The sequence below is a fragment of the Mariniluteicoccus endophyticus genome (genome assembly GCF_054780035.1).
In genome coordinates this window covers 325811-339457 of the sequence record NZ_BAAGXC010000016.1, presented here as the reverse complement: position 1 = coordinate 339457, position 13647 = coordinate 325811, and the positions used below count along the sequence as shown (strand labels likewise).

Annotated in this window: 8 protein-coding genes; 2 read left to right on the top strand and 6 right to left on the bottom strand. The window is 69.7% G+C overall.

The genetic code is table 11. The annotated features are described in order from the left end of the window. Positions 1 to 62: 62 nt before the first annotated feature. The gene (locus ACYVGD_RS06880) at positions 63 to 2138 is read right to left on the bottom strand and encodes an alpha-1,4-glucan--maltose-1-phosphate maltosyltransferase (protein ID WP_460742481.1); all 2076 of its coding nucleotides are present in this window, start codon (positions 2136 to 2138) and stop codon (positions 63 to 65) included. 464 nt (positions 2139 to 2602) lie between these two features. Here ACYVGD_RS06880 and glgP point away from each other — a divergent pair, with 464 nt between their 5' ends. Next, positions 2603 to 5155: an alpha-glucan family phosphorylase gene (glgP, locus tag ACYVGD_RS06875; protein ID WP_460742342.1), complete on the top strand. Its 2553-nt coding sequence runs from the start codon at positions 2603 to 2605 to the stop codon at positions 5153 to 5155. 146 nt (positions 5156 to 5301) lie between these two features. Beyond that, entirely contained in the window at positions 5302 to 6222 is a 921-nt protein-coding gene (locus ACYVGD_RS06870) for an SDR family oxidoreductase (protein ID WP_460742340.1), read from the top strand. Between the two features lie 95 nt (positions 6223 to 6317). On the opposite strand, the gene arcC is transcribed toward ACYVGD_RS06870, so the two are convergent. The 5 genes from arcC to ACYVGD_RS06845 all read right to left on the bottom strand — a co-directional run bounded on the left by arcC (position 6318) and on the right by ACYVGD_RS06845 (position 13551). Beyond that, positions 6318 to 7253, bottom strand: a complete 936-nt coding sequence (arcC, locus tag ACYVGD_RS06865; RefSeq protein ID WP_460742339.1) for a carbamate kinase — start codon at positions 7251 to 7253, stop codon at positions 6318 to 6320. 14 nt (positions 7254 to 7267) lie between these two features. Next, the gene (locus ACYVGD_RS06860; protein ID WP_460742338.1) at positions 7268 to 8476 is read right to left on the bottom strand and encodes a CaiB/BaiF CoA transferase family protein; all 1209 of its coding nucleotides are present in this window, start codon (positions 8474 to 8476) and stop codon (positions 7268 to 7270) included. Beyond that, complete coding sequence (locus tag ACYVGD_RS06855; protein WP_460742337.1) at positions 8473 to 9309, bottom strand: SDR family oxidoreductase; 837 nt, start codon at positions 9307 to 9309, stop codon at positions 8473 to 8475. The genes ACYVGD_RS06860 and ACYVGD_RS06855 overlap by 4 nt, the downstream gene beginning before the upstream one ends. A gap of 103 nt (positions 9310 to 9412) precedes the next feature. After that, positions 9413 to 11437, bottom strand: coding sequence for a hydantoinase B/oxoprolinase family protein (locus ACYVGD_RS06850; protein ID WP_460742336.1), 2025 nt, complete (start codon positions 11435 to 11437; stop codon positions 9413 to 9415). Further along, the gene (locus ACYVGD_RS06845; protein WP_460742334.1) at positions 11434 to 13551 is read right to left on the bottom strand and encodes a hydantoinase/oxoprolinase family protein; all 2118 of its coding nucleotides are present in this window, start codon (positions 13549 to 13551) and stop codon (positions 11434 to 11436) included. The genes ACYVGD_RS06850 and ACYVGD_RS06845 overlap by 4 nt, the downstream gene beginning before the upstream one ends. Positions 13552 to 13647 lie beyond the last annotated feature (96 nt).

Sequence of the window (13647 nt, the reverse complement as noted above, 5' to 3'; positions counted from 1 at the left end):
CGACGCCTCGATGATCGGTTCGTCGGTCGTGTCTCGATCGTTCACAGGTCCTCGCGGGAAGTTCAGGAGATGGTCAGCAGGTGCGCCGGGGTCGCCGGGGTGAGGCGTACGAAGTTTCGCGCGCCCCAGCGGAAGTCGGCGCCGGTGATGTGGTCGTGGACCTCGAACACCGCGTCCTGCGGCAGGCCGAGCGCGGCCATTTCGAGGTAGACCTCCGACTCCTGGGTGTTGTGGGGGTCGAGGCTGACGACCATGATCGCCACCGACTCCTGGCCCGTCGCCGGGTCGGTGTCGCGCTTGGAGTACGCGATGACCTGGCTGTTCGGCACGTGGTGGAAGGTGATGTCACGCAGCTGCTGCAGCGCAGGCACCTCTCGGCGCGTGCGGTTGAGGATCGCGATGAGCTCGTTGAGGTTGCCCTGCTCGCCGCCGGACCAGTCGCGGGGGCGGTACTCGTACTTCTCGGAGTTGAGGTATTCCTCGCCGCCGACACGCAGCGGCTCGGCCTCGAAGATCTCGTAGCCGGAATACATGCCCCACGTCGGCGACATCGTCGCCGCGAGGACGGCGCGGATGGTGAAGCCAGCAGGACCCGAGGTCTGCAGGTATGCCGGGTTGATGTCGGGGGTGTTGACGAAGAAGTTCGGGCGGTAGAAGGAGTCCATCTCCTTCGACAGCTCGCCCAGGTATTCCTCGAGCTCCCACTTCTCGTTGCGCCACGTGAAGTAGGTGTAGGACTGCTGGTAGCCGACCTTGCCGAGCATGTGCATCATCTCGGGCTTGGTGAAGGCCTCGGCGAGGAACAGCACGTCGGGATCGGTCCTGCGGACCTCGCCCAGCAGCCACGCCCAGAACTCGACGGGCTTGGTGTGGGGGTTGTCGACGCGGAAGATGCGTACGCCGTGGCTCATCCAGAACTTCAGGATACGCAGGCACTCGGCGTAGATGCCGGCGCGGTCGCGGTCGAAGTTGATGGGGTAGATGTCCTGGTATTTCTTCGGCGGGTTCTCCGCGTACGCGATGGTGCCGTCGGGACGTTCGGTGAACCACTCGGGGTGCTCGGTGACCCAGGGGTGGTCGGGCGAGGCCTGCAGCGCGAAGTCGAGCGCGACCTCCATGCCGAGCTCACGCGCCTTGGCGACGAAGCGGTCGAAGGCGTCGATGTCGCCGAGGTCGGGGTGGATGGCGTCGTGGCCGCCCTCGGTGTTGCCGATGGCCCACGGGGAGCCGGGGTCGTTCGGGCCGGGGGTCAGCGTGTTGTTCGGGCCCTTGCGGAACTGGGTGCCGATGGGGTGGATCGGCGGCAGGTAGATGACGTCGAAGCCCATCGCGGCGGCGGCCTCGAGGCGCTCGTGGGACGAGTCGAACGTGCCCGAGGTCCAGGCCTTGGTGTCGGGGTCGTAGGTCGCGCCCTGCGAGCGGGGGAAGAACTCGTACCACGAGCCGAAGAGGGCGCGGCGCCGGTCGCAGAACAGCGGGTAGTCCGGGGTGGGGGAGACCAGGCGGCGGGGGCGGTGGCGCTCCATGATGGCGCGCACGTCGCGGTGCAGCAGCTGGGCGGCGAGCATCTCGTTCGTGGGCCGTTCTCCGAGCGAGGCGCTGCTGTCTGTCCGCTCTCCGAGCGAGGCCGCTTGCGGCCGAGACGAGGAGCCCAGCAGCCCCTCCAGCTCGGCCAAGCGGGCGGCGGCCTGCGTGTCACCGGCGGCGCGGGCGGTCTCGGCGGCCTCGTGGAAGAGGGCGCGGCCCTCCATGCAGACGAGCTCGACGTCCATGCCGGCCGGCAGCTTGATCTCGGCGTGGTGGGCCCACGTCTCCCACGGGTCGTCCCAGGCCTCGACGCGGAACGTCCACGGGCCGACTTCGTCGAGGCGAACGTACGCCTCGTAGCGGTTCCAGCCCTTCGGCTCGCACGGCACCATGTCGATGCGGGACTCCTCGCCCGACGGCGACGTGAGGATCACCGACGCGGAGACGGAGTCGTGGCCCTCGCGGAACACGGTCGCGCGGATGGGCAGGCGCTCGCCCTCGGTGGCCTTCGCGGGGTACGCGCCACCCTCGATGACGGGACTGACCTTGGTCACCGGGATGCGGCCGATGACGACACCGAGGTCGGAGTGGACCGTGGTGTCGGCAGGCATGGACTTCGAGGACTGATGCTGGGCTGTCGTGTTCGCAGTCACGTGGGCCACGCTAGCGGGCTGTGGCCCTCCGCCGCCTGTCGGGGGTGGGAGGTCGGGGGGACGCGGCCCTGGCGTCAGAGGTTTTGGGTGGTGAGGTGGCCGCCTTGGAAGTTTTGGGTGTACCACTTGGTGGTGGGGGCACGGCGCGCCGCTCGGGACCACCCGTCAAGCAGTGTTCCAGCGCTTCGGGCGCTGACCTCTCGCATCTGCGCGAGGAGACGGGCAGCGCGCCTCGGTGAGTGAGCAGTTCCCAAAGAACGGTCCTGGGGTCGGCAATGTGTGGAGCGGTCATCGTGATGGTCCTTCGAGGGCTGTTGTGAGAGATGCCCTCGAGGATCACGCAGAGGGCCACCCCGACCGGTGTGACCACGCGTACACCTCTGGGTCGCATTCGCGTCATCCGCGACCGGTAGGTTAAGGGCGTGCGCGCTATTCGACGTTTCATTGTTCAGCCGGTCCTGCCGGAAGCCCTCAAACCCCTCGGCGACCTCGCCTCGAACCTCCGCTGGGCCTGGCACCAGCCGACCCAGGAGCTCTTCAAGGCCATCGACCCCACGATGTGGGAATCGACGGGGCGTGATCCCATCAAGCTGCTGTCGCAGGCCTCGCCCGAACGCCTGCAGAACCTGTCGCGGGACCCCAAGTTCGTCCGCAACCTCAACCTGGTCAAGGCCGACCTCGACGACTACCTGTCGGCCGACCTCTGGTTCCAGGGGTTCGCGCAGGAGAACGACGCGCCTCAGGCGATCGCGTACTTCTCGGCCGAGTTCGGCATCACCGAGGTGCTGCCGATCTACTCCGGCGGTCTCGGCATCCTCGCCGGTGACCACCTGAAGGCTGCCTCCGACATTGGCGCGCCGATCATCGGCCTGGGCCTGCTGTACCGCCACGGCTACTTCCGCCAGTCGCTCAACGCGCAGGGCTGGCAGCAGGAGCGCTACCCGACGCTCGACTCGTCCGAGCTGGCGATCAAGCCGCTGCTCGACGGCGACCAGCAGGTCACCATCACCGTCGACGTCCGCAACCGTCCGGTGAAGGCGGCCCTTTGGGTCGCCCAGGTCGGCCGCGTACCCCTGGTCCTCATGGACACCGACATCGACGGCAACGACGACGAGCAGCGCGCCTACACCGACCGCCTCTACGGCGGCGGCACCGACCACCGCCTCGCCCAGGAGGTCCTGCTCGGCATCGGCGGCGTACGCGCCGTCCGCGAGTTCACGCGCCTCACCGGCCATCCCGAGCCCGAGGTCTACCACTGCAACGAGGGCCACGCCGGCTTCCTCGGCCTCGAGCGCATCCGTGAATACCTCCACCAGGGCGTCGACTTCGACGCGGCCGTCGAGCTCACCCGCGCGGGCACGGTCTTCACGACCCACACGCCCGTGCCGGCCGGCATCGACCGCTTCCCGCGCGAGATGATCGTCGACCAGTTCCAGCACTTCGACGGCCTGCCGCTCGACCGCATCCTGGCCTTCGGCACCGAGGACTACGAGGGCGGCGACCCGTCGCGCTTCAACATGGCCGTCATGGGCTTCCGCCTGGGCCAGCGCGCCAACGGCGTCTCCGAACTCCACGGCGAGGTCTCCCGGGAGATGTTCCACGGCCTGTGGCCCGCGTTCGACGAGTCGGAGGTGCCGATCGGCTCGATCACCAACGGCGTCCACCACCGCACGTGGATCCACCCCGAGCTCCTCGAGCTGCTCGAGTCGCCGGTCTCCGACTCCGAGTCGGTCATCGACGGCTACGACTGGAAGGCCCTCGACCGCGTCGACGGCAACACCATCTGGGCGCTCAAGCGCCAGATGCGCGGCGACCTCATCACGATGGCCCGCGAGCGCCTCCTGCAGTCGTGCAAGACCCGCGGCATCAACGCCGACTGGGTGCAGAACGCGCTCGACCCCCACCACCTGACCCTCGGCTTCGCCCGCCGCGGCGCCTCCTACAAGCGGCTCACGCTGATGCTGCGCGACCCCGAGCGCCTCAAGTCGCTGCTCAACCACCCCGAGCGGCCCATCCAGATCGTCATCGCAGGCAAGGCCCACCCGGCCGACGAGATCGGCAAGTCGCTGATCCAGCAGATGGTCCAGTTCGCCGACCAGCCCGACGTGCGCGAGCGCATCGTGTTCCTGCCCGACTACGACATCGGCATGGCGCGCCCGCTCTACCCGGGCTGCGACGTGTGGATCAACAACCCGCTGCGCCCCTACGAGGCCTGCGGCACGTCCGGCATGAAGGCCTCGCTCAACGGTGCCGCCAACCTGTCGATCCGCGACGGCTGGTGGGACGAGTGGTACGAGCCGCGTGTCGGCTGGGAGATCCCGTCGGCCGAGGGCATCACCGACCCCGACGCCCGTGACGCCGCCGAGGCGAAGTTCCTCTACGACATCATCGAGAACGAGATCGCGCCGAAGTACTACAACAAGGACACCAACGGCCTGCCGCAGGAATGGATCCAGCATATGCGCGACACCATCTCGATCCTGGGCCCGAAGGTCCTGGCCTCGCGGATGGTGCAGGACTACGTGACCAAGCTGTACGCCCCGTCGGCCGTCTCGGCGCGCAAGGTCGCCCCCGAGGGCGTCGCCCAGGAGCTCGCCCAGTGGAAGCGTCGCGTACGCGCCGCCTGGCCGCAGGTGCGCGTCGAGCACGTGGAGGCCACCAACTCCGGCGCCGTCCAGGTCAACGAGATGATCGAGTTCTCGGCGAACGTCCGCCTCGGCGAGCTCTCGCCGTCGGACGTCGAGGTCCAGCTCGTCGCCGGTGATGTCAACAGCGACGACCAGCTCCACAACATCCGCATCTACACCGTCGACGAGTGCTCGGACGCCCACGACGGGTCTCGCCAGTACAAGGTGACGGTCCCGGCGAAGTACACCGGCTCGATCGGCTACACCATGCGTGTCGTGCCCAAGCACGACCTGATGGTGACGCCCGCCGAGCTCGGCATCGCCACGCTGCCCGCCGGCTCGCGCTGACGAACGAAGCCTGACGGACGGCCCCGGGGATCCTCCCCGGGGCCGTCCGCCGTTCCTGCACCGGGTGCCGGCCGCAGGGGGCGCCCGCGTACGGTGGGGAGGCGTGGCGTCGCACGACGCCGCTCCCCGAACCGAAGGAGGACATCATGGCTTCCCAGGACGCGAACACCACGACGACCGACCAGCTCACGCTGCAGGACCCCGTCACCCGCTACCCGAAGATCACGCCGCCGGCCGAGCCGCTGGACGGCACCGGTCTGGACGCGGAGATGACGCCGAAGGCCGACCTCGGCGAGAAGTCGTACCGGGGCACCGGCCGGCTCGAAGGTCGCCGTGCGCTCGTCACGGGTGGCGACTCCGGCATCGGCGCGGCCACGGCCATCGCGTTCGCGCGCGAGGGCGCCGACGTGGCGATCACCTACCTCCCCCAGGAGGAGCAGGACGCCCAGAACGTCCGGCGGATCATCGAGGCGGACGGCCGCACCTGCGCGACCATCCCCGGCGACCTGCGCGACAAGGAGTTCGCCGGTGACCTCGTCGCGAAGGCCGTCGACGCCCTCGGCGGCCTCGACATCCTCGTGAACAACGGCGGCAAGCAGGTCGCCGTCGAAGCCGTCACCGACATCGACGACGAGCAGCTCGAGGCCACGTTCGACATCAACATCCTGGCGATGTTCCGCCTGGTCAGGGCTGCGCTGCCGCACCTCGAGCCCGGCTCGACGATCATCAACACCACGTCGCTGGTCGCCTACACGCCGCCGGAGACGCTGCTCGACTACTCGGCCACCAAGGCGGCGATCAACAACTTCACCAAGGGTCTCGCCCAGCAGCTGGCGCCGAAGGGCATCCGCGTCAACGCCGTCGCACCCGGGCCGATCTGGACGCCCCTGCAGCCCTCGGGTGGTCAGCCCGCCGAGGAGCTGCCCGAGTTCGGCCACGCGACGCCGCTGGGGCGTGCGGGACAGCCGACGGAGCTGGCCCCGGCCTACGTCTTCCTGGCCTCGCCCGAGTCGTCCTACGTGCTCGGCGAGACGCTCAACGTGAACGGTGGCGCGCCCACGCCCTGACCCGCGTCCACCCGACGTGCGCCGAAGCGTACGCGCGTGCGGACAGGACGGCCCCCGGGAGCGATCCCGGGGGCCGTCGCCTCGTCGTGAGGGGGTCAGCCGGGCGTGACGACCGTGCCGACCTCGCCCTCGACGGCCTCGACGATCCGGTCGAGCGCCGTGACGACCGACTTCTTGCCGCCACCGCGCACGAAGCGCATCGCGGCCTCGATCTTCGGGCCCATCGAACCGGACGCAAAGTGGCCCTCTGCGGCGATCGCCTCCATCTCGGCCAGCGTCACCGTGCCGATGTCGCGGGCCTGCGGCGTACCCCAGCCGATGACGGCGTGCTCGACGTCGGTCGCGATGACCAGCACGTCGGCCTCGACCTGCGCGGCGAGGATCGCCGCGGTGAGGTCCTTGTCGATGACGGCCTCGATGCCGCGTACGCCACCGTCTGCGGCCGGGACCACCGGGATACCGCCGCCACCCGCGGCGACCACCACGAAGCCCGCGCCCAGCAGGGTCATCATGGCGGGGGAGTCGAGCACCTCGATCGGCCCGGGCGACGGGACGACCCGGCGCCAGCCCTTCTCGCCGCGGTCTTGCCAGGTCTGGCCCATCTCCATGAACCTGCGGGCCTCGTCCTCGGGGAGGTGGCGGCCCACCGGCTTGCTCGGCTCCTTGAACGCCGGGTCGTCGGGGTCGACACGCGTACGCGTCACGAGCGTCGCCACGGGACGGGCGGCCCCACGGTCGGCCAACCGCTTCTCGAGGGCGTTCATGATCGTGTAGCCGACGGTGCCTTGGGTCTGGGCGCCGCACCAGTCGAGCGGGACGGGCGGGACCACGTGGGCGGCGAGCTCGTTCTTCACCAGCAGGTTGCCGACCTGCGGGCCGTTGCCGTGGGTCAGCACGACCTCGTGCCCGGCGGCGATGAGGTCGGCGACCGACTCCATGGCCACCTCGATGGCGCGGCGCTGCTCGTCGTGGCGTGCCGACCCGTCGGGGGCCGTCATGGCGTTGCCGCCGAGGGCGATGAGAGCTCTCATGGGGGTCCTTCCTGTCAGCCCTGCGTGTCGCGGGGCGTGGCGTCGAGCCAGGCGCGGATCGACTCGTTGTGCTCGCCGAGCATGGGCGGGGCGAGGTGGGTGGAACGGCCGCCGGCGTGGTCGGATCCGTCGAAGCGCAGCGGCGGGCCGGGCAGCTCGATGTGGCCGAGCACGGGGTGTTCCACGTCGAGGACGAGACCCTGTGAGCGGGTCTGGTCCCAGGCGTACACCTCGTCGATGGTGCGGACCTTGCCCGCGGGGATGCCCGCGTCCGCGAGTGCCTGCAGCAGGTCGGCCGCCTTCCAACGCGAGCACAGGTCGTTGACGAAGTCGATGACCTCGTCGCGGTTGGCGACGCGCTCGGGGTTGGTCGCCATGCCCGCGCGGTCGGGGTCGACGCCGAACAGGTCGCACAGCTGACGCCACTGCCGCTCGGAGCCGCACGCGATCTGGACGGGCCCGTCGGAGCACTCGAACAGGCCGTACGGCGTGATGGACGGGTGGTGGTTCCCCTTGCCGCGCCCGACCTTGCCGCCGACGGTCCAGTCGGTGCCGCGGAAGGCGTGGACGCCGACGATCGAGCCGAGCAGCGAGGTGCGGACCACGCGGCCCCTTCCGGTGCGCTCGCGCTCGTAGAGCGCCGACACGACGCCGTACGCGCCGTACATGCCGGCGAGCAGGTCGCCGATCGGCACACCCACCTTGGTGGGGGACTCGGGGTCGGGGCCGGTGACCGACATCAGGCCGGCCTCGCCCTGGGCGATCTGGTCGTAGCCGGGGCGGCCGCCCTCGGGCCCGTCATGGCCGAAGCCGGTGATCGACAGGATGACCAGGCGCGGGTTGATCTCGTGGAGGCGCTCCATCGAGAACCCGAGCCGGTCGAGGACCCCGGTGCGGAAGTTCTCGAGCAGCACGTCGGCGCGCTCGACCAGGCGCGTCAGCACGTCGCGGCCGTCGTCGCTCTTGAGGTCGAGCTCGATCGACTCCTTGTTGCGGTTGCAGCCGAGGAAATAGGTGGAGATCGAGTCGTCCGGGCCGACGAAGGGCGGGCCCCACGATCGGGTGTCGTCACCGGTGCCCGGGTTCTCGACCTTGATGACGCGGGCGCCCATGTCGCCGAGCATCATGCCGGCGTGCGGTCCGGCCAGCGCGCGCGTGAGGTCGATGACGACGATGCCTCCCAGCGGGCCCTCGGCAGCGGGTGCGGTCTGGTTCTCGGTCATGGGGTCTCCTTCGACGGTCCGACGGTGGTTCCGAACGATTCTGCCCAGCGGGTCGGCGTACGCCCCAGCAGGGTGGCGAGCACCAGAGGCGAGCCGGTGAAGCCGTGCCGGTCGTAGTGGTCGAACATCGCCGCGAGCTCGCGCGTGGTCCGCCACGAGTCACCGGTGGGCGCCTCGCCGACCTCTGCGACCACCTCGTGCCCGAGGGCACGGGCGGCGCGGTCGGCCATGGTGGTGACATCCAGGGCCTCGGGTCCTGCGAGCTCGTAGGTGCCGTGGACGTGGGCGTCGTCGAGCAGCACGGTCGCCGTCGCCTCGGCGACGTCACGGAGGTCGACGTTGGTGAAGGTGCGGTCCAGCGCGTACGGGACGCTGATCCGGCCGGCGCGGGCTCCGGCGTGGAGGTTCTGGTGGTACGCCGCCGGCTGCAAGATCGTCCAGTCGAGCCCGGAGCGACGCAGCACGTCCTCGGCCTCGGCCTTGCGGACGTGGTGGGCCATGGACGGCGCGTACGGGTGCATGACGGAGTGGAAGACGATGCGGCGTACGCCGGCCTCGGTCGCGTGGTCGGTGACGGTGCGCATCATCAGCACCTCGTCGATCGAGAGGTTGGGGGCGCTGTGGTGCACGGCGCGCACGCCGGCCAGTGCCCGGTGCAGGCCGCGCCCTGTGGTCAGGTCGACCTCGACGGGTTCGACGCCGTCGGGGACACGTGGGGGGTCGGCGTCCCGGGTCGCGCCGCGGACGTGGAGACCACGAGCGAGCAGCGCGCCTGCGACGGCGGCGCCGGTCTTGCCGGTCACGCCCATCACCAGGACGGTGTCGTCGCTCATCGGAGCCTCCTGTCTTCGTCGACGGAACGGGGGAAGGGTGCGGGTCAGGGGTGACCCGGGGCCCCCGCCGGAGAGATGGCGGGGGCCACGGGAGCGTGGTGGCTCAGAGCCAGTCGACCTCGGGGGCCAGGCGGCCCTCGGGATCGAGCTGGGCGTAGCCGGGGCCGCGGTCGAAGAAGGCCTCATCGCCCGTTCGGGCGTCGCGCATCTCCTGGCGCAGCTTCTCCGTGGCGGCCTCGTCGACCTGCACGTCGTCCTTGGTGCCCGAGGCGACGACGCCGTAGTCGTTCTTGGCGCCCTCGAACGAGACCTTGCCCCAGGACAGGTCGCGGCGTACCTCGTCGACCGGACGATCCAGCGGGTCGCCCCACCCGCCGCCACCGGTGGTGCGGATGCGGACGACCTCGCCGGCCTTGATCGGCTCGGCGTCGGCCAGCGCGTCGATCTCGCGCTCGTTGGGGCCGCCCGGGTCGATGGTGACCTGGAAGGGCTTGCCGGCCTTGCCACCCTTGACGCCCCAGCAGGCGAGGATCGAGCGGTCGGCGATCGACATGAAGTGACCGTCCTTGAGCATGCGGATGTGCTTCTCGTAGCCCAGGCCGCCGCGGTAGCGACCGGCACCGCCGGAGTCGACGGCCAGGCCGAGGCGCTCGACGAGGAACGGGAAACGCGACTCGGTGAACTCGGTCGGCAGGTTGCGGGAGTCGGGCACGACGTGGATCGTGTCCTCACCGTCGGCGTAGTAACGCCCGCCCGCGCCGCCGCCGAGCACCTCACGCATGAGGTAGTCGTTGCCGTCGCGGTCCTTGCCGTAGACGCCGGTGTAGCGGATCGTCTCCTGGTCGGCCGGCATCTGCCCGTCGACGGCCTTCGCGACCACGCCGGCCAGCACGCCGAGGAGGCGGAGGATGACGAACGTACGCGCATTGGTCGGGCCGGGGTAGACCGGCGTCAGGAGGGTGCCCTTCTCGGGAAAGCGCATCTCGATCAGCGGCACGATGCCCTCGTTGACGTCGAGCTCGCCCATGCGCTCCGGGGTGTCCGCGAGGTTGCGGAGGATCGGCGCGAGCCACTTCTTGAGGAAGTTGCCGCCGACGTAGTCGCCGCAGTGGTTGATCGGGCCGGCGGCCTGGGCGGCGGTGCCGGTGAAATCGAGGATCAGGCGCGGACCGTTGCCCGGCCCACCGGTCGACGTCTTCGTCAGGGTGATGCGCTGCGTGTGGAGCATCGGGTCGGAGACGCCGTCGTGCTCGGCGTAGTCCTCCCAGACGTACTGGCCGTCGGGGATCTTCGACAGGATCTCGCGGCGGTAGATCTCCGTGGTGTTGTCGAGGATCGTGTCGAACGCGGCCTCGACGGTGTCGCGGCCGTAGCGGCCGAACAGCTCCGAGAGGCGACGCGCACCCATCAGGCACGCGGAGCACTCGGCGTCGAGGTCGGCGGCCAGCGAGTCGGGCATGCGCGAGTTGCGGGTCATGATGCGCAGCGCGGCCTTGTTCGGCACGCCGGCGTCCCACAGCTTGATCGGCGGGACCGACAGGCCCTCCTCATGGACCGACGTCGCGCCCGAGGGCATCGAGCCGGGGCACGCGCCGCCGATGTCGTCGTGGTGGCCGAAGGCCTGGACGAAGCAGACGACCTCGCCCTCGTGGAACACCGGCACGGTGACGCACAGGTCGGGCAGGTGGCCGATGCCGCCCTCCGACTCGTACACGTCGTTGTGGAAGAAGACGTCGCCCTCCTTCATCGTCTCGAGCGGGAAGTCACGCACGATCGGATGGACCAGCGCCGAGTAGGAACGGCCGGTCAGCTTGCGCAGCTGGCGGTCGTGGATTCCGGCGCGGAAGTCGTGGGCGTCACGGATCATGGGGGAGCGGGACGTACGCGCGATCGCGGTCTCGACCTCCATCTCGACCGAGGCCAGCGTGCCCTCCACGATCTCGACGACGATCGGGTCGATGGACGTGCCCTCGGGGGTGAGGCGGTTGCCGTGCTCGTAGCTCGTCGGCAGGCCCGCAGGGTTGATCGGTTCGGCGGCGATGTAGGCCTCCAGCGCCTCGCCCGTCAGGGGAGTGAGGGAGAGCATCGAGCCGGAGTCCTGCTTGTGGGTGGTGGTGTCGGCGCTCACTTCGCGGCCTCCTTGGTGATGATGAGGTTCCCGTGGTCGTCGACGCGGACGACGAAGCCGGGATGGACGGGGACGGTGGAGCCGAACTCCTCGATGATGGCCGGGCCGGTGATCTCGTCACCCGAGCGCAGGTCGGGACGCCAGTAGACGTTCGTGTCCACGGTTCCCTTGTCGGCGTCGAAGCAGACCGGACGGTTGGAACGCAGCGCGCGCTCGTCGAGGGCCGGGGCACCCTCGGCCGACTCGATCGTGGCCAGCTCGGGGCGCTTGATCGGGCCGATGCCCGACACGCGCAGGTTCACCCACTCGACCTGCTGCGAGTCGTCGCCGCGGAAGTCGTAGCCGTAGAGCTGCTTGTGCTCGGTGTGGAACAGGTCGGTGACCTGGTCGGCCCACTCGCGGGTGATCTCGCCCTCCGGGGCGGCGACGCGTACCTCGAAGGCCTGGCCGAAGTAGCGCAGGTCGGCGGTGCGCTGGAAGCGGTGCTGGTCGTCGGAGAAGCCCTCCGCCGCCAGCGCCTTCTTCGCAGACTCCTGGAGGTCGGCGTACACCGCGGAGATGGCGTCGAGGTCGAGGCCGATGTCCTTGGCGACGTGGGTCTGGACGTAGTCGTTCTTGACGTCGACGGTCAGCAGGCCGAAGGCGGAGACGTTGCCCGGGTTCTGCGGGACGACCACGCCGGCGAGGTCGAGGATGTCGACCAGGCGGCAGGCAAGCAGCGAGCCGGAGCCGCCGAACGTGGCGAGCATGAAGTCACGCACGTCGAGGCCGCGCTTGACCGAGATCTGACGCAGGGCATTGGCCTGGTTCCACGCGGAGATCTCGAGGATGCCGGTGGCGCAGTGCTCGGGTGACAGGCCGAGGCGGCCGGCGAGCTCGGTGATGCCATTCTTCGCGGCTTCGGCGTCGAGGGGGATCTCGCCACCCAGCAGGTGCGGGGGGATGCGACCGAGCATGACGTGGGCGTCGGTGATCGTGGGCTCGTTGCCGCCCTTGCCGTAGCAGAGGGGGCCGGGGTCGGCGCCGGCCGACTGCGGGCCGACCTTCAGCTGGCCCTCGGGCGTGGTCCAGGCGATGGAGCCGCCGCCGGCGCCGACGGTCACGACGTCGATCATCGGGATCTTCGACGGGTACGCGCCGACTGAGCCCTCGGTGGTGAGCGCGGGCTCGCCGTCCATGACGACGGTGACGTCGGTCGACGTGCCGCCTCCGTCACAGGTCAGGACCTTGCCGAAGCCGGCCTTCTGGGCGATGAGGCCCGCGCCGAGCGCACCGGCGGCGGGGCCGGACAGCACGGTGGTGATGGGCTGGTTGACGACTTCGTCGGCCGACAGCACGCCGCCGTTGGACTTCATGATGTAGAAGGGGATGGCCTCGCGGCCCCCCTGCTTCGCGCCGGTGAAGTCGTCGAGGCGCTCGTGGATGTTGGTCACGTAGCGCGAAACCTTCGGCTTGACCGCGGCATCGACGAGCGTGGTCATGGAGCGCTCGTACTCGCGGTATTCGCGCAGCACCTCCGAGCTCAGGGACACGACGGCATCCGGGTGCTCCTCGCGGAGGATCTCGCGCATGCGGATCTCGTGGTCGGGGTTGGCGTAGGCGTGGAGGAAGTTCACGCCGAGGGTGTTGATGCCACGGTTCTTGAACCAGCGGGCGACCTCGCGGGCGCCGTCCTCGTCGAACGGGCGGACCTCGTTGCCCTCGAAGTCGAAGCGACCCTCGACGGTCTTGACCAGGTCGGCCGGCACGATGCGCTCGGGCTTGACCCAGAAGTAGGAGTTGCCGTAGCCGTCCGGCACGGCCTGGCGGGCGATCTCGAGCACGAACTCGTAGCCCTCGGAGGTGATGAAGCCGAGCTCCTCGACCTTGCCCTCGAGCAGCTGGTTCGTGGCGACCGTGGTGCCGTGGCACACGGCGGTGACGTCGCCACCGTCGGCGCCGAGGATGTCGAGCACCTTCTGGACGCCGTTGATGAAGCCGTCCGCAGGGTTGGACGGCGTGGAGGGAGTCTTGGTGGTGGTGAGCGTTCCGGAGTCCTCATCGAAGGCGACCACGTCGGTGAACGTGCCACCGGTGTCGATGCCGATGCGGATGCGTCGAGGTGTGTTGGTCATGAGCGTCCTTCGTCAGCTTTGGCGATGGGTCGATTCAACTGCGGTGGGCGGCGAGGATCCCCGTCAACATGTGCCAAACAACGGCGCCGAATATTG

What these genes read in the sequence shown, in the direction of transcription:
- ACYVGD_RS06880 (WP_460742481.1), bottom strand. Translation starts at nt 2,138, where the DNA reads ATGCCTGCCGACACCACGGTCCACTCCGACCTCGGTGTCGTCATCGGC.
- ACYVGD_RS06870 (WP_460742340.1), top strand. Translation starts at nt 5,302, where the DNA reads ATGGCTTCCCAGGACGCGAACACCACGACGACCGACCAGCTCACGCTG.
- arcC (WP_460742339.1), bottom strand. Translation starts at nt 7,253, where the DNA reads ATGAGAGCTCTCATCGCCCTCGGCGGCAACGCCATGACGGCCCCCGAC.
- ACYVGD_RS06860 (WP_460742338.1), bottom strand. Translation starts at nt 8,476, where the DNA reads ATGACCGAGAACCAGACCGCACCCGCTGCCGAGGGCCCGCTGGGAGGC.
- ACYVGD_RS06855 (WP_460742337.1), bottom strand. Translation starts at nt 9,309, where the DNA reads ATGAGCGACGACACCGTCCTGGTGATGGGCGTGACCGGCAAGACCGGC.
- ACYVGD_RS06845 (WP_460742334.1), bottom strand. Translation starts at nt 13,551, where the DNA reads ATGACCAACACACCTCGACGCATCCGCATCGGCATCGACACCGGTGGC.